Origin of the sequence: Pseudomonas synxantha (assembly GCF_900105675.1) — a bacterium.
Taxonomy (GTDB): Bacteria; Pseudomonadota; Gammaproteobacteria; order Pseudomonadales; family Pseudomonadaceae; genus Aquipseudomonas; species Aquipseudomonas synxantha.
Window position 1 is genome coordinate 4,324,238 of record NZ_LT629786.1, and the last position, 15,071, is coordinate 4,339,308.

Annotated in this window: 15 protein-coding genes; 6 read left to right on the forward strand and 9 right to left on the reverse strand. The window is 61.0% G+C overall.

The window, feature by feature from the left end:
• Window positions 1-2 precede the first annotated feature (2 nt).
• Window positions 3-875, reverse strand: coding sequence for a LysR family transcriptional regulator (locus tag BLU48_RS20075; RefSeq protein WP_057021469.1), 873 nt, complete (start codon window positions 873-875; stop codon window positions 3-5).
• A 105-nt stretch (window positions 876-980) separates the two neighbouring features.
• On the opposite strand from BLU48_RS20075, the gene BLU48_RS20080 reads away from it, so the two are divergent.
• Window positions 981-2,492 carry an MFS transporter gene (locus BLU48_RS20080; RefSeq protein ID WP_057021470.1) on the forward strand — a complete coding sequence of 504 codons (1,512 nt, stop codon included), beginning with the start codon at window positions 981-983 and terminating at the stop codon, window positions 2,490-2,492.
• A gap of 54 nt (window positions 2,493-2,546) precedes the next feature.
• On the opposite strand, the gene BLU48_RS20085 is transcribed toward BLU48_RS20080, so the two are convergent.
• Both BLU48_RS20085 and BLU48_RS20090 read right to left on the reverse strand, forming a co-directional pair.
• Complete coding sequence (locus BLU48_RS20085; RefSeq protein WP_032877636.1) at window positions 2,547-2,957, reverse strand: HPF/RaiA family ribosome-associated protein; 411 nt, start codon at window positions 2,955-2,957, stop codon at window positions 2,547-2,549.
• A gap of 213 nt (window positions 2,958-3,170) precedes the next feature.
• Complete coding sequence (locus BLU48_RS20090) at window positions 3,171-4,118, reverse strand: LysR substrate-binding domain-containing protein (RefSeq protein WP_057021471.1); 948 nt, start codon at window positions 4,116-4,118, stop codon at window positions 3,171-3,173.
• Between the two features lie 137 nt (window positions 4,119-4,255).
• Here BLU48_RS20090 and BLU48_RS20095 point away from each other — a divergent pair, with 137 nt between their 5' ends.
• Window positions 4,256-5,632 carry an L-serine ammonia-lyase gene (locus BLU48_RS20095; RefSeq protein WP_057021472.1) on the forward strand — a complete coding sequence of 459 codons (1,377 nt, stop codon included), beginning with the start codon at window positions 4,256-4,258 and terminating at the stop codon, window positions 5,630-5,632.
• Window positions 5,633-5,966: 334 nt separating this feature from the next.
• Window positions 5,967-6,284, forward strand: a complete 318-nt coding sequence (locus BLU48_RS20100; protein ID WP_056845458.1) for a DUF3509 domain-containing protein — start codon at window positions 5,967-5,969, stop codon at window positions 6,282-6,284.
• Here the strand turns inward: BLU48_RS20100 and BLU48_RS20105 are convergent.
• Entirely contained in the window at window positions 6,281-6,769 is a 489-nt protein-coding gene (locus BLU48_RS20105) for a phosphate-starvation-inducible protein PsiE (RefSeq protein WP_016978246.1), read from the reverse strand. The genes BLU48_RS20100 and BLU48_RS20105 overlap by 4 nt on opposite strands.
• Before the next feature lie 341 nt (window positions 6,770-7,110).
• Here BLU48_RS20105 and BLU48_RS20110 point away from each other — a divergent pair, with 341 nt between their 5' ends.
• Window positions 7,111-7,371: a YebG family protein gene (locus BLU48_RS20110; RefSeq protein ID WP_003188807.1), complete on the forward strand. Its 261-nt coding sequence runs from the start codon at window positions 7,111-7,113 to the stop codon at window positions 7,369-7,371.
• A 55-nt stretch (window positions 7,372-7,426) separates the two neighbouring features.
• Here the strand turns inward: BLU48_RS20110 and BLU48_RS20115 are convergent, their stop codons facing one another.
• Complete coding sequence (locus tag BLU48_RS20115) at window positions 7,427-8,446, reverse strand: Glu/Leu/Phe/Val dehydrogenase family protein (RefSeq protein WP_046071032.1); 1,020 nt, start codon at window positions 8,444-8,446, stop codon at window positions 7,427-7,429.
• A gap of 187 nt (window positions 8,447-8,633) precedes the next feature.
• On the opposite strand from BLU48_RS20115, the gene BLU48_RS20120 reads away from it, so the two are divergent.
• Complete coding sequence (locus BLU48_RS20120) at window positions 8,634-9,437, forward strand: SirB1 family protein (RefSeq protein WP_057021473.1); 804 nt, start codon at window positions 8,634-8,636, stop codon at window positions 9,435-9,437.
• Here the strand turns inward: BLU48_RS20120 and BLU48_RS20125 are convergent.
• The 4 genes from BLU48_RS20125 to hmgA all read right to left on the reverse strand — a co-directional run bounded on the left by BLU48_RS20125 (window position 9,434) and on the right by hmgA (window position 14,170).
• Window positions 9,434-10,795 carry an MFS transporter gene (locus BLU48_RS20125; RefSeq protein ID WP_057021474.1) on the reverse strand — a complete coding sequence of 454 codons (1,362 nt, stop codon included), beginning with the start codon at window positions 10,793-10,795 and terminating at the stop codon, window positions 9,434-9,436. The two genes, BLU48_RS20120 and BLU48_RS20125, sit on opposite strands and share 4 nt — an antisense overlap.
• A 153-nt stretch (window positions 10,796-10,948) precedes the next feature.
• Entirely contained in the window at window positions 10,949-11,584 is a 636-nt protein-coding gene (gene maiA, locus BLU48_RS20130) for a maleylacetoacetate isomerase (protein ID WP_057013023.1), read from the reverse strand.
• A gap of 12 nt (window positions 11,585-11,596) precedes the next feature.
• Complete coding sequence (gene fahA / locus BLU48_RS20135; protein WP_057021475.1) at window positions 11,597-12,883, reverse strand: fumarylacetoacetase; 1,287 nt, start codon at window positions 12,881-12,883, stop codon at window positions 11,597-11,599.
• A 3-nt stretch (window positions 12,884-12,886) separates the two neighbouring features.
• On the reverse strand, window positions 12,887-14,170 hold the full coding sequence (gene hmgA / locus BLU48_RS20140) for a homogentisate 1,2-dioxygenase (RefSeq protein WP_057021476.1): 1,284 nt from the start codon (window positions 14,168-14,170) through the stop codon (window positions 12,887-12,889).
• 120 nt (window positions 14,171-14,290) lie between these two features.
• Between hmgA and BLU48_RS20145 the strand changes: the two genes are divergently transcribed.
• Window positions 14,291-15,070 carry an IclR family transcriptional regulator gene (locus BLU48_RS20145; RefSeq protein ID WP_057021477.1) on the forward strand — a complete coding sequence of 260 codons (780 nt, stop codon included), beginning with the start codon at window positions 14,291-14,293 and terminating at the stop codon, window positions 15,068-15,070.
• Window position 15,071 lies beyond the last annotated feature (1 nt).

Sequence of the window (15,071 nt, forward strand, 5' to 3'; positions counted from 1 at the left end):
GTCTAGCTACCCGCCAGGCAACTGGGCGTACCCGCCACCAACGCATCGATGGCACAACGCGTCTTGGCCGGCATATGCACCGCCGTCGGCCAGACTACATGGATCGGCGCCGGCTGCTCGCGATAGCTTGGCAACACTGCCTGCAATTGCCCGCGCAACGCATAGTGGGCGATCAACCAACTCGGTAACCAGGCCAGCCCTACGCCCGCGATGACCGCATCGGCTACCGCTTGGAGATCATCCAGCACCAAGGGCGAGGCCAGGTGCGAGCGATGCGTGGTGTTGCTGCGATAGGCAATGCCACGATGACCGGTCAGGTCTTCGATACTTTCAATGCTCCCCCTGCGCTGCAGATACGCCGGTGACGCCGCCAGCCCCATGACCTGCTGCCCCAGGCGGCGTGCACTCAGGCGGTCGGTATCCGGCAACGTGCCGATCCGCACGGCCATATCGAAGCCCTCCTGGGCCAGATCAATCATGCGGTCGGAGAAGCAAATCTCGATTTCCAGTTCAGGGTAACGCTCCATCAAGCCCCACAACGCCGGAGCCGCATAGTGGTGCCCGAAAGCCAACGGTACGCTCGCCCGCAGCCGCCCGCGTGGTTGTTGCCGACCACTTTCGAGCACCGATTCGGCGGCTTCCAGTTCGGCCAAGGCGCGCAGGCAATGCTCGTAGTACGCCTGCCCGTCCTCGGTCAATCGTTGGCGGCGCGTAGAGCGCTGCAGCAGACATGTGCCAAGCCGCGCCTCCAGGCGCGCCAAGCCTTTACCGACGGCCGAGCGCGTGAGGTTAAGGCGCTCGGCGGCTTCAGTGAGGTTGCCGCTCTCGACGATTTGCAGAAACAGCTCGACGCCATCAAAACGTGGGGTAGCCATGGGTTAATTGTCGCCCTTGATTCCCTGATCACTGGAAAACTTATCACGAATAACGAATCAGATTCCCGCGAGAATAAACCCTCTCTTATTTGAAAGGAACCTGTCATGCCGCCCGCCGCTGCTGTATCGGCCCTCCAATCGCCGAGCACCGCCAGAAATGGCTTGGCCCTCACCGCCGTCTGCCTGGTGGCCCTGATGTTCGGCCTGGAAATCTCCAGCGTGCCGGTCATCCTGCCAACCCTTGAACAGCAACTGGGCACCGGTTTCCAGGACGCCCAGTGGATCATGAACGCCTACACCCTGGCCTGTACCAGTGTGCTGATGGCGGCGGGTACCTTGGCGGACCGCTTCGGTCGTCGGCGCATGTTGGTGTTGTGCCTGTGGCTGTTTGGCCTGGCTTCGCTGGCCTGTGGCTTGGCGGAGAGTGCGTCGACACTGATCGTGGCGCGGTTCGTCCAAGGCATTGGTGCTGGCGCGATGATGATTTGCCAGTTCGCCATCCTATCCCATCAGTTCCGCGACCCGGCGGCGCGAGCGCGAGCCTTCGCGATATGGGGAGTGATTGCCGGCGTGGGCCTGGGGTTCGGGCCGATGGTCGGGGCATTGATCCTGGCCGTGGCGGACTGGCGCTGGGTGTTTCTGGTGCACGTACCGCTGACCCTGTTCACCCTGGTGCTGCTGCATGCCAGCGTGCAGGAATCCCGTGACCCGGCCAGTCATCGCCTGGACATCGCCGGTATGCTGACCTTGACGCTGACGGTGTTCGCGCTGGTCTATTTCATCACCCAGGGCAGCGAGTATGGCTTTGGCACTCCGGCGATGCTCGGCTGGGCCGGCCTGTCCTTGATAGGCATGCTGCTGTTCATTTTGATCGAACGGCGCAGCCCACACCCGATGTTCGATTTCTCGGTGTTCCGTATCCAGCGCTTCAACGGTGCGTTGATGGGCTCGATCGGCATGAACTTCAGCTTCTGGCCGTTCATGATCTACCTGCCGTTGTATTTCCAGGCGGGGCTGGGCTACGACACCCTGACCACTGGCGCCGCTCTGCTTGCCTACACCTTGCCTACCCTGCTGGTGCCGCCCCTGGCCGAACGCCTGGCCCTGCGTTTCGGCGCCGAACGCATCATTCCCCTGGGCCTGGGTACGATGGGCGCGGGGTTCCTGGCCATGGCCGCCGTCAATGTCGCCGCACAGCCAAGCACCGCACTGGTGTTGTTCAGTTGTGTGATCGCCGGCATTGGCCTGGCGTTGACCAATTCGCCCACCACCAACACCACCACCGGGGCCGTTTCGGCTGACCGTGCGGGCATGGCGTCGGGCATCGACTTCAGCGCACGACTGATCACCCTGGCACTCAACATTGCGTTGATGGGCCTGGTGCTGTTGCTGGGAATCAGCCACCACCTGGCCAACGTGCTGCCCGACAACACGGCATTGGAGTGGGCAGCGCTCAGCCAGCATATTGCGGCGGGCAAGCTGAACGCGCCGGGGCTGACCGCCGTTGATGCGCAGACGGCACTGCGCAGCGGCGCCGGTTGGGCCATGCTCTTTGCGGGCTTGGGGGCTTGCGGATTAGCCGCGCTGAGCCGGTATTTCTTCAGGCTCCGTGGCTGAACGAAAACGGGCCTGCATATGCAGGCCCGTTTTCAGTGGGGGTTTAAAAAACGGTCAGCCGTTGATTGCAGCGTTTTCGTTTTCCAGGAATTCCTCTTCAAGCGCGTCTTCATTCACTTTGTTGATTGGCTGGGTTTTCGCGGCAGCGCGAGGCTTGCCTTGCAGTTTGCCAAACAGGTGTTCCAACGCATGGTCCAGCTTGGTGGCGGCGCCATCGATCGCTTGTTCCAGCGTATCGGCTTTATGGCACACGGAAACCGGTTGATGGCCCTTTGGCCGTGCTTCCAGGCGGCAACTTAAATCGTGGGGACCGGGCTTGTCGCCGTTCTCATCCCGCAGGTAGACCTCAACGCGGGTCAGGTCTTCTTCGTAACGTTCGAGCGTGCTCTCAATGGTAGTACGTACCCACTCCTCCAGTCGGATGCTGCTTTCAATATGGTTATCGCTATTGACTTGGATTTGCATAGTTCTTCCCTTATTTCAGCTAGCTCGCCAGAGGTCACAAACTGCAACACCAGGGTGGTGAAACCATGACCTCCTGATTACACAATTGAGCACCTGCTGAAACAATTCAACCCCTTTGCAAAGATAAATCCTACATTACAAATTAACCCTGACGACGGGCAAAAACGCTGGTAGGGTGGGGAGTTAGTTACATCTTCTTACGACCTGCCAACCTCATAATTGCGCCTCTGCCAAGGGGTGCAAAACGCGAAAAATCCCTGCTTCCTCCACCAGCCAATCATGCACCGCACGCACGCCCGGATGGTTCAACGCACCCGGCGCATACAGCAGCACGTAGCGTTTATGGTTGGGCACGGCCAGGCCGAATGGCACGATCAGGGTGCCTCGCTCCAGTTCATCATTGAGCAAGGTGCGTCGCGCAATTGCCACGCCCATGCCGGCAATGGCGGCTTCGATGGTCAAGTGATTGCGATTGAAGGTATGCCCGCGCCGCACATCCGCACCGTGATAGCCGATGGCATTCAGGTAAAACTCCCACTCGGCATATTCATAACTCCCACGCCAGGCGGTGATGTCGTGTAGCAGTGGGAAGTGCGCGAGGTCAGCCGGGCCGTGCAACGGTGGCCGGCCACGCAACAAGCTGGGCGCGCATACCGGGAATATCTGCTCGTCCAGCAGGGCTGTGGATAACAAGCCGGGGTAGCTGCCGTCGTTCAGGTCAATAGCAAGGTCGAAATCACCTTCATGCAAGGCGATGCTGCTGTCCTCGGCGACCAGGCGCAATTGAATATCCGGAAAACGCTGCTGCAAACGCGGCAGGCGCGGGGTCAGCCACTTGCCGAGAAACGACGGGATCGAACGCAAGCGTAAGGTGCCGCTGATCATTCCCGCGTCCAGGCGCCGCAATTCCGCATCAATGCTGCCATAGGCCTCCCCCACCACGGCCGCAAGGCGCTGCCCCTCGGCGCTGAGCTCCACCCCGCGCGCACGCCGATGAAACAACCGAAACCCCAGGCGTTCCTCCAGCTGGCGAATCTGCTGGCTCACCGCACCTGGTGTGATGTGCAGTTCTTCGGCGCAGCGGGTGAACGACAGGTGCCGTGCAGCGCAGGAGAAAACATGCAACCAGACATAGGTCTGGCCATTGAGGGGGCGAGTCATAGGGTTTAGTCCTGCTAAAGGGTGTCTTAGAACAATTCGTTGGTCAGTATCAATGTAAGGGCTCAGTATCGCCTTAATTGCGCTCGTCCTACAAAACATGGCAGCGATTTCTACTCCATTGCTTGTAAGGGTTTAGCATGGCTATCAGTGTTTTCGATCTATTCAAAGTGGGCATTGGCCCCTCCAGCTCCCATACCGTCGGCCCGATGCGCGCTGCGGCAACCTTCGCCCAGACGCTGGTCGACCAGCATTTGCTCAGCCAGACCCGCCGCGTCGAGATACGCCTGTACGGCTCGCTCTCCGCCACGGGCATCGGCCACGCCACCGACCGCGCCTGTGTCATGGGCCTGATGGGCGAATGGCCGGACAAGGTCGACCCCACCTCGATCAATGCACGTATCCAGCAACTGCGCGAGTCCAGCCAATTGCTGCTTGCGGGTTCCCAGGAAATTGCCTTCAACTGGCAAACCGACCTCCTGCTATTGGACGAAAGCCTGCCTTACCACCCCAACGCCATGTCCTTGCACGCCTATGGCGACAATGGCTTATTGAGCGAGCAAACCTATTACTCGGTGGGCGGTGGCTTCATCATCGAAGCTGCCGAAGCTGCATCAGGCATCGCACCGACCAGCGATGTGCAATTGCCCTACGACTTTTCCAGCGCGGTAGAACTGCTGGCCTTGTGCAACAAGCACGGCCTGCGGGTTTCCGAATTGATGATGGCCAACGAACGTGCATGGCGCAGCGACGAAGAGATCCGCAGCGGCCTCTTGCATATCTGGTCGGTGATGCGCGAATGCGTGGAACAGGGCCTGCGCGATGAAGGCATCCTGCCTGGTGGCCTGGATGTGCCACGGCGGGCGGCGAAATTGCACCGCAGCCTGTTGGAAATCGGCAAGCCCAACGTCATTACTTCGACATTATCTGCGATGGAATGGGTCAACCTGTTCGCCCTCGCCGTCAACGAAGAAAACGCCGCCGGCGGGCGCATGGTCACCGCGCCGACCAATGGTGCGGCGGGTATCATCCCGGCGGTGCTGCATTACTACATGAAGTTCAATCCTGACGCGTCCGATGACGACGTAGTGAATTTCTTCCTGGCCGCTGCCGCCGTAGGCATTCTCTGCAAGAAAAACGCCTCGATCTCCGGGGCCGAAGTCGGCTGCCAGGGCGAAGTCGGCTCGGCCTGCGCCATGGCCGCCGCCGGCCTGGCCGATATCCTCGGGGCCACCCCGGAGCAACTGGAAAACGCCGCCGAAATCGGCCTGGAACATAACCTCGGCCTGACCTGCGATCCGGTTGGCGGTCTGGTGCAAGTGCCGTGCATCGAGCGCAACGCCATTGCCGCGGTCAAGGCGATCAATGCCACGCAAATGGCCCTGCGCGGCGACGGCAAGCACTTCATTTCCCTCGATCGGGTGATCCGCACCATGCGCGATACCGGCGCCGACATGCATGACAAATACAAAGAAACGTCACGGGGCGGCCTGGCGGTCAGCTGGGTGGAGTGCTGATTGGAGCACTGCTACCCGAGCATCCCGCCTGCGCTGTCTGCGATCGTTTTCTCAGTGTTGCCCTGAAACAGGTCACCGGCCCCAGTAGCCACACAGGACAACGGTGGGAGGGGGCTTGCCCCCCGATAGCTGTGTGTCAGCCAATAAATACTCGGCTGAAAGACCGCTATCGGGGGCAAGCCCCCTCCCACATTGAAACTTCAGCGCCTGTACGGCACGAGGCTTGCTGTAGAGCTTATGAGGAAAACGGACTTTGGCCGATGGTCAGGCGATGCGAACTAATCCTGACACCGGCCGTCAATGACTGCATGTTCTTATCAGGCGGTAACGCACCATGGACAATCCTTTTCAGATCATCACCGATACCTTCAGCCCTCAATACCGCGTCAACCTGAGCATCCAGCGGCTGGACGGCAGCATCATGCTCACCCTCTCGGATGAAACCGGCGTGGTGGCCAAGCGCATGATCAGCGCCGAACAGCGCAACGACCCGCAACGGCTGCGACGCCTGGTACAGAGCATCCAGTTCGGCATCGCCATCGAGCAGGGCCATAGCGCCGTGGAAATCCTCGAACTGATGACGGACGGCGATAACCACAAACTCCTGCAGCAACCGCCCGCCCGTACCCTGCCGTTCAGCGTCGGGCTTTAAAGCTCACCCTTCTCGGTTTCAAGGCTCGCCTCGCCCTTGCGACGCGGGCCTTCGACCTTCACCGAAGGGAAAGCCGACGACGCGTAGCGCACCACCAGGATGGCAAACGCCAACAGCAGGATGCCACCGCACAGGTAGATGATGCCCACGTCCGGCGGGTTGTGATGCGACACATTGGAGATCAGCAGGCGCGTCAGCGCGGTGATCGCCACGTAGATCAGGAAGCGCACCGGCATGTGGTTGGTCTTGAAGTAAATCCCGACCATCGCGCCCAATTCCAGGTAGATGAACAACAGCAAGATGTCATCGATCTTGATGTGCCCGTTCTCCAGCATCCCCAGAAATTCCATCACCGCTGCCCAGGCGGTCACCGCTCCGATGGCAAATAGCGCCAGGTAGTGGAACGACTCGACAAACAGATTCCCCAGGGACTCGGCCAGCCCATGGACTTGCTGGCGCAGCCTTTCGGCCCAGTTGATTTTCACGGTGGTGTTTCCTTAGGTCGGCTCGACCGGATAATGCGGGTTGGACGTGACGGTTGTTCTGCATGCAGAAAAAAGGCCAGGGCTGGGGAATAAGATGGTGGCCGTGTGATACGAGGCACTTAATTACACCCCGATCGTTCCCACGCTCTGCGCGTGGGGACGATCGGGCCATAATTCCAGCGCCCCCGGGCAAGGGATCAGAAATTTCCGGTGTAGCCCTCCATTTCCCAACTACATTAAAAACCTACTATCCAAACCCCAACGTTTGGCTTATCCTTTTCGCTGTATATAAATACAGTAGTCGCAAAAGACAACTATCGTGAAGGCATGTGAGGTGGTGAATGGCCGTCGAAGTGGTATACCGCAGCAGCCGAGATCTGGAGCGTTTGTTCATGGATAAAGCCGAAGCTGACCGTCATGACAAGATGCTTGAACTCGCTGAGTTGCTGGCAGAAGTGTTGCAAAAAGCCGTGCCGTCGCTGAGCGAGCAGCAGGTGGAAGAAGCCGGGATCTACATGGCGAAGAACCGCGATGTATTTGCCAAGGCGTTCAAGAGCCAGCCGGACGCGCTGTCCGAGTTGCTGAACCCGGCGGCAGAGTAAAGCCCGAATTGAACAGGCCCTGAATCATCGATTCAGGGCCTTTTTAATGCCTGGGTTATTTGTACAGCAGGCGTTCGGCCAGCTCGTCGGCCACCCGTGCCGGGGAGCGTTTTTCGGCTTGGGCGTGGGCGAAGATTTCGGTCAGGCGCGTGCCGATGTTCGACAGGTGCGCGGTGATGCCAGGCAGGTCCGTGCCGGCGTGTTTGAGGGCGACGTAGATCAGGCCACCGGAGTTGATCACGTAGTCCGGGGCGTAGAGGATGCCACGGCCTTCCAACTGGTCGGCGATGTCCAGGTTGGTCAGTTGGGCGCTGGCCGAACCGGCCACCGCGGCGCAACGCAACTGGCCAACGCTGCTGCGGTTGAAAACGGCACCCACGCCGCAGGGCGCGAGGATGTCGCAGGGAGTGCTGAGCAAGGCGTCGTTGGCGATGGGGTGGGCGCCCAGTTGCTCCATGGCCAGCTGCACCTTGCCGTGGTCGATGTCGCTGACCAGCAGTTCGGCACCGGCGGCGTGCAGTTGCTCGGCCAGGGCATAACCGACGTTGCCCAGGCCCTGCACCGCGACGCGAAGGCCTTCGAGGTTGTCGCTGCCCAGGCGCGCCATGGCGGTGGTGCGGATGCCCGCGAAGACGCCCATGGCGGCATGGGGCGCAGGGTCGCCAGCGGCGGTGGTACTGGTGACGAAGCGGGTGTGCTGGGCAATGCAGTCCATATCGGCGACTGAGGTGCCGCTGTCGATGGCGGTGATGTAGCGGCCATCGAGTTTTTCGATACAGCGGCCAAATGCTTCGAACAGGGCCGCACGACTTTCCACGTGCGCAGGACGCATGATTACTGCGGTAGCGCCGCCCACCGGCAGCCCAGCCAACGCGGCCTTATAGCTCATGCCTTGGGCCAGTCGTGCAGCATCGGCCACGGCACTTTCATCGTCAGGGTAAGCAAGGTAGCGACAACCGCCCAAGGCAGGCCCGCGACGGCTGTCGTGGATGGCAATGATCGCCTTCAACCCGGTCACCGGGTCGACGCTCAGGTGCAGCGATTCAAGGCGGGTGCTGTGCATGAGCGCAAACATCTTCGAGCTCCCGAATCACTTTTGGTGTTGGCCCAAGTATAGGCTTGCGTCAGAAAACTGCTGGATCGCACTGGAATAAGCGAGTCAGTTTCGTGGGCTCCAAGACATAAGAAAGTGGGATATTTCTCAAGATGCTGGACGAATATTCACAGCAAGGCTAAAACGGGGGCATACGCCGGAGAACGCAATGAATCCCCGCACAGCCTTTTTCGCCTGCCTGGACCGTTCACCCCCTGCGCTGTTTGAAGCCGCGCTATGGATTGCTGCCGAGCATGACGCCCGCGTGCAGCCCTTGCTGATCCTGCAGGATCTCACCGCGCTGCAACAGCAGGTCAGCCTGGGCATGCCCCTGTTGCCCGCAGATGAACTCGGCCAACCGCTGCTGCGGCGCATGAATGACCTCGGGTTCGCCCAGGATGACCACACCCCGTTGCGTCCCGCTGCCGCATTGCTCGACAAGGTGCTGCAACGCAAACGCGGGCAGCCCTTGGCCATGGGCCTGATCGCATTGGAAATGGCGCGGCGCCTGGAGATCCCCATGGTCGGTGTGAACTTCCCCGGCCACTTCCTGCTGCGGGTACCCGGTGCCGATCACCTGTTGGACCCGTGCGGCGGCCGCCGCCTGTACCCCAACGACTGTCGCGACCTGCTGCACCGCCAATACGGGCCGAAACTCAAGTTACAGGCCGATCACCTGCATTCGGCCGAACCTCGGGCGATCCTGCAACGGCTGTCGCGCAACCTGCGCCAACTGCACCTTTCCAATGACGAGCCGCTGGCCGCCCTGATAGATGCCGAACGCGTGCTGGAACTGGGCAATGCCAACGCCGCCGACTACCTGGCGCGGGCCAGCCTGTACCAGCGCCTTGACTGTCCGAGTGCCGAACGCTTTGACCTGGAACATGCGCTAATGCTCAGCGATGACCCGATCCAACGCCTGCGCCTGACCGAGCGGCTGGGGCATCTGCCGCCCAATTCAGTGGTGCATTAAGGCGCCTTGAGAATGTCGCTACGTACCGTGTCAATGGGTTCGCTCACGCCTGGCGAGCGCACCTGGATAATCAACAGCGCCGCCACCACCGCCGGAATCGCGCAGAACAAGAAGATCTGCTGCACCGGTATATGCATCGCCAGTAAAAGGCTGCCGAACAACGGCCCCAGGATCGACCCGAACCGCCCCACCCCCAATGCCCAGCCCGTGCCGGTGGCGCGCACCTGCGCCGGGTAGAAATTGCTCGCAAACGCATTGAGGGTCAGTTGCCCGCCGATGATGCAGAACCCGGCGGCAAACACGCAGGCCACCAGGTAGCGTGGGTTGTCGTGGTTCAAGCCCAGCAGGACGGTGCACAACGCCGCTGCCGCCAGTACGCCGGACAGCAGTCGCACTTTGCTTTTCAGGCGGTCGGCAAACCAGGCCATGAGGATGGCGCCCAAGGTACCGGCGAACAGGAACATGGAGGTGACCAGGTTGGCTTCATTCAGCGCCAGGCCGCTTTCGAGCAGCAGCGAAGGCAACCAACTGATCATGAAGTACAGCAGGATCAGGCTGACGAAAAAGGTCGCCCAGATCAACAACGTCGGGCGGGCGTAGCCGTTGCGGAACAGCTCCACCACCGTAAGGTTACTGCCCTGCTCCTGGCGGTTTTCGGCTTCGCTCGCAGACGGCGGCTGCCAATCGGGCAGCATGCGCGCCGTGACCTTGCGCAAACGCAGATAAGGCGGTGCATCGCGCAACAGACGCGGCAGGGATTCGGGCAACAGCCACGCCAGGAATGGGAACAGCAGCAACGGCGTCACCCCGCCAGCCAGGAACACGGCCTGCCAACCAAAGCCGTCGATAAACCCCGCGGCTACAAACCCGCCCGCCGCACCGCCGAATGAGAAGCCACACGCGGCCAGGGTCACCATCAAGGTGCGCAGGCGTGGCGGCGAATATTCCGACATCAACGCCATGGCACTGGGCATCGCGCCGCCCATGCCGATACCGCAGATAAACCGTGCCGCCATCAGTGTGGTCAGGGAATTGGCAAACACCATCAGCACTGTGAGGCTGGCGTAGATCAGCACACAGGCCAGCAAGATACGTCGCACGCCAAACCGATCTGCCAGCGGCGTCACCAGCAGCGAGCCCAGGGTCAGGCCCAGCAGGTTGGCACTGAAGACCGGACCAAACGCGGCTTTTTCCAGACCCCAATCCTTGGCCAGCGCCGGCACTACATAACCCAGCACCTGGGCGTCATAGCCATCGGTGACCAGCAGCAATGCCAACAACAGGAGAATCAACCATTGGTAGCGCGACACCGGGCGGGCGTCGAGTGCCGCGCGAAAGCTGGCAATCTGATTGTGCATCGCAAGGTACCTTTATTTTTTTATGTTGGCACGATCAAATGTGGGAGGGGGCTTGCTCCCGATAGCGGTGTGTAAGTTGACAAACTTATTGCTGATACACAGCAATCGGGAGCAAGCCCCCTCCCACATTTGGATTTAGGCAATTTCTGAAAGCTAAGGTGTGTCAGGTTGGTTGGCAGGATGAGCCTGCACAAACGCTGGATGCTGCGCCGCCAACGCCGCTACTCGGCCGATACGCGGGTACGCGCCCAACGGCACCTTGAAGCGCTCGGCCGCGTACAGCTGGGGTATCAGAAACGCGTCCGCCATGCCCGGCTGCGCGCCGAAGCAAAACCCGTCATCGCCAATCAACTGTTCCACCGCGCCCAAACCCTGGCTGACCCAATGGCCGATCCACTCGAGCAGTTGCGCCTCATCATGCCCCCACTTACGCAACAGGTTTTGAGTGCTGGAGTTATGCAAAGGATGGATATCGCAGGCGATGATCGACGCTACTGCGCGCTGGTGAGCACGGGACGCGGGATCTTTTGGAAGCAGCGGCACCTGTGGATAACATTCCTCCAGGTACTCAACGATCGCCTGTGATTGAATCAGCAGCGCGCCTTCTTCAGTGCGCAACGCCGGCACGCGCCCTTGCGGGTTGATCGCCAGGTACTCAGGCTGGTGATTGGCGCCGCCTGCCGGCACCAGCAGGTTGACCGGCAATGCAGTGAAGTCCAGGCCCTTGAGCGCCAGGGCAATTCGTACCCGATACGACGCGGTAGAACGGTAATAGGTATAGAGTTCCATTGCCCTGCCCTCTCAGCGCGCCGCGACTACGGTGCCGCGGCATTCACCAAAGCCGATGCTGGCAAAACCTTCGCGGATGCAACGGCCACGCAAGATGATTTCGTCGCCGTCCTCGAGGAATTTACGCACCTCGCCGCAGGGCAGTTCAATCGGCTTTTTACCACCTTCGGTGATCTCCAACAGGCTGCCAAACTGCCCCGGTTGCGGACCGGACAAGGTGCCCGAGCCGAACAGGTCACCGGCCTGCAACTGGCAGCCGTTGACGCTGTGGTGCGCAACCATTTGCGCCACGGTCCAGTACATGTGTTGGGTGTTGCTCAAGGTCAGGCGATGGGGGGAGAGGTTCTGCTCACGCATCGAGGCCGTGGTGAGCAGCACCTCCAGTTCGATATCAAAGGCACCCGCGTTCTGATCGCGCTTATCCAAGAGATACGACAACGGTTGTGGGTCACCCTCGGGCCGCGCCGGTTGTGCTTTACGGAATGGCTCCAGCGCTTCGGCCGTCACCACCCATGGCGAGATGCTGGTGATAAAGCTTTTCGACAGAAACGGCCCCAGCGGCTGGTATTCCCAGGCCTGGATATCCCGCGCCGACCAGTCGTTAAGCAAGCAGAAGCCGGCGATATGTTCGGCGGCATCGCCAATGGCAATCGCGTCGCCCATGGCGTTGCCCTGGCCGATCCAGATGCCCAGTTCCAATTCGTAATCCAGGCGTGCACAGGGTCCGAAGGTCGGCTCGGTCTGGCCGGCCGGCAGGGTCTGGCCCTTGGGACGCCGCACATCCGTGCCCGACGGGCGAATGGTCGAGGCACGGCCGTGGTAGCCAATCGGCACGTACTTGTAGTTCGGCAACAATGGGTTATCCGGGCGGAACAATTTGCCGACGTTCTGCGCGTGCTCGATGCCAACGTAGAAGTCGGTGTAGTCATTGATCCTGGCCGGCAAATGCATCTGGCAATCGGCGGCACGGTGCAGCACCTGCGCCTCGCGGGTCTGCAGCTTGCTGCCTTCGGCCAGCAGTTCCAGCAGGCGCTCGCGCAGGGCCACCCGAGGGCCACGGCCGAGTTCAAAAAACGCGTTCAGTTGGCCACCCGCCGTGGCCTCGACGGCGCGTCGGGCTTCACCGTCAAACTCGTCCAGCGCGGCATGCAGGTCGAGGATTGCGTCGCCAATTGCCACACCACTGCGAGGTGCCGAGCCATTGATGCTGAACACGCCCAGTGGCAGGTTTTGCAGGGGGAAATCCGCGTGGCCGTTGGCGGAGGCCACCCAGCTACGGGCAAGCGATGGTTGGGTCATGGGTTATCTCCGATTCGGGTTGAAGGTGGCGGGCAGCGCGGCCCAGCACGCATCGTAGGCAGGTTGCAGTTGCGGGCACTCCAGGGCGAACTGGGTCGGGCGCAACACTTGGCTGGTCTCGAACATGAAGGCCATGGTGTTATCAATTTTGTGCGGTGCCAGGTCTGCAGTGATGGCCTTGGTGCAGGTCTCGCCGTCCGGGCCGTGGGCGCTCATGCAACTGTGCAGCGACGCGCCGCCAGGCAGGAAGCCTTCGGCCTTGGCATCGTAGGCGCCCTGGATCAGGCCCATGTATTCGTTCATCAGGTTGCGGTGGAACCACGGCGGACGGAAGGTGTTCTCGGCCACCATCCAGCGCGGTGGGAAGATCACGAAGTCGAGGTTGGCCAAGCCATGGGTGCTGGTGGGCGAAGTCAATACGGTGAAGATCGACGGGTCCGGGTGATCGAAACTCACCGTGCCGATAGTGTTGAAACGCCGCAGGTCGTATTTGTACGGCACGTTATTGCCGTGCCAGGCGACCACGTTGAGTGGCGAATGATCGAGCTCGCAGGCCCACAGCTCACCGAGGAATTTCTGTACCAGCGTTGTAGGTTGCTTGAGGTCTTCATAGTGGGCAACGGGTGTAAGGAAGTCGCGAGGGTTGGCCAGGCCGTTGCTGCCGATAGGTCCTAGATCCGGCAGGCGCAGCGGGGCGCCGTGGTTTTCCGCGACGTAGCCGCGTGCTTGCGCATCCAGCAGCTCGATACGGAATTTCAAGCCACGGGGCAGCACGATGATTTCCAGCGGCTCGACCTCCAGCACGCCGAGTTCGGTGGCGATACGCAAGCGGCCTTGCTCGGGGACGATCAACAGTTCGCCGTCAGCATTAAAGAACACGCGCTCCATCGAGCGATTGGCGCGGTAGTGGTAGATGCTGATGCCCGAAGGTTTTTCCGACCCCGAGTTGGCCACCATGCCGACCAGGCCGTCGATAAAGTCCGTCGGCTCACTCGGAATATCCAACGGGTTCCAACGCAGGCGATTAGGCGTTACTGCGCCCAGCGGGCCACCGGCCAATTGGCGTTCCAGCTTGATGAACGCCGGGTGGTTGGCCGACGGCTGGATGCGGTACAGCCAGGTACGCCGCGCTTCGCTGCGGGCCATGGTGAAGGCGGTACCGGAAAACAGTTCGGTGTAGAGCCCGTAAGGGGCTTTTTGCGGCGAGTTCTGGCCGACCGGCAGCGCGCCAGGCAAGGCCTCGCTGGCGAATTCGTTGCCAAAGCCCGAAAGGTATTCGAGGTCCATGGATCTTCCTCTGTACACAAGTTATTTTTGTCGTAATTCGGTTACGCATAACGTAATTTGATCGCTATCGAGCGTCAAGCTATAAAGACGCCCATTCATCTCTCGGATTCTCGCCCTTCCATGGAAAAGCCCCGCGACACCGGTAAACAGAAAGTCCGCTCGGCGGAAGTCGGCACCGATATCCTCAAGGCCCTGGCCGAACTGTCTCCCTCCACCTCGTTGTCACGCCTGGCCGAACATGTGCAGATGCCGGCGAGCAAGGTCCACCGCTATTTACAGGCGTTGATCGCCTCGGGTTTTGCCGAACAGAACCCCGCCACCAACCATTACGGCCTGGGCCGCGAAGCGTTGCGCGTGGGCCTGGCGGCGCTGGGCAGCATGGATGTGTTGAAAGTCGGCGCCATGCCCCTGGCGGAGCTGCGCGATGAATTGAATGAAACCTGCTTCCTGGCGGTGTGGGGCAACCAGGGCGCGACGGTGGTGCAGATTGAGCCGGCAGTGCGTGCCGTCACGGTGGTGACGCAGTTGGGATCGGTATTGCCATTGCTCAGCTCGTCCACCGGGCTGGTGTTCAGCGCCTACCTGCCATCGCGGGAAACCGTGGAATTGCGCGAACGCGAGATCCAAGCCGGCGCCGCCCACTCGCTGGCGGACGATCAGGCCTACGCCACGGTGTGCGAGCAGATCCGCAGCCGTGGCCTGCATTTTGTGCATGGCTTGCTGATGCCCGGCGTGGATGCGTTGTCGGCGCCGGTGTTCAATGCGGTGGGGCATGTGGCGGCGGTGATGACCGTAGTCGGCCCGACATCACTGTTCCACGCCGATGAAGATGGCCCGGCGGCGCAGCATCTGCTGGCGGCGACCCGGGCCGTGAGTTGGCGCATGGGCTATCAGCCCTGAA

Excerpts from the sequence above, each read along its gene's own strand:
- BLU48_RS20075 (WP_057021469.1), bottom strand. The coding sequence starts at position 875 with ATGGCTACCCCACGTTTTGATGGCGTCGAGCTGTTTCTGCAAATCGTC.
- BLU48_RS20080 (WP_057021470.1), top strand. The coding sequence starts at position 981 with ATGCCGCCCGCCGCTGCTGTATCGGCCCTCCAATCGCCGAGCACCGCC.
- BLU48_RS20085 (WP_032877636.1), bottom strand. The coding sequence starts at position 2,957 with ATGCAAATCCAAGTCAATAGCGATAACCATATTGAAAGCAGCATCCGA.
- BLU48_RS20090 (WP_057021471.1), bottom strand. The coding sequence starts at position 4,118 with ATGACTCGCCCCCTCAATGGCCAGACCTATGTCTGGTTGCATGTTTTC.
- BLU48_RS20095 (WP_057021472.1), top strand. The coding sequence starts at position 4,256 with ATGGCTATCAGTGTTTTCGATCTATTCAAAGTGGGCATTGGCCCCTCC.
- BLU48_RS20100 (WP_056845458.1), top strand. The coding sequence starts at position 5,967 with ATGGACAATCCTTTTCAGATCATCACCGATACCTTCAGCCCTCAATAC.
- BLU48_RS20110 (WP_003188807.1), top strand. The coding sequence starts at position 7,111 with ATGGCCGTCGAAGTGGTATACCGCAGCAGCCGAGATCTGGAGCGTTTG.
- BLU48_RS20115 (WP_046071032.1), bottom strand. The coding sequence starts at position 8,446 with ATGTTTGCGCTCATGCACAGCACCCGCCTTGAATCGCTGCACCTGAGC.
- BLU48_RS20120 (WP_057021473.1), top strand. The coding sequence starts at position 8,634 with ATGAATCCCCGCACAGCCTTTTTCGCCTGCCTGGACCGTTCACCCCCT.
- BLU48_RS20125 (WP_057021474.1), bottom strand. The coding sequence starts at position 10,795 with ATGCACAATCAGATTGCCAGCTTTCGCGCGGCACTCGACGCCCGCCCG.
- maiA (WP_057013023.1), bottom strand. The coding sequence starts at position 11,584 with ATGGAACTCTATACCTATTACCGTTCTACCGCGTCGTATCGGGTACGA.
- fahA (WP_057021475.1), bottom strand. The coding sequence starts at position 12,883 with ATGACCCAACCATCGCTTGCCCGTAGCTGGGTGGCCTCCGCCAACGGC.
- hmgA (WP_057021476.1), bottom strand. The coding sequence starts at position 14,170 with ATGGACCTCGAATACCTTTCGGGCTTTGGCAACGAATTCGCCAGCGAG.
- BLU48_RS20145 (WP_057021477.1), top strand. The coding sequence starts at position 14,291 with ATGGAAAAGCCCCGCGACACCGGTAAACAGAAAGTCCGCTCGGCGGAA.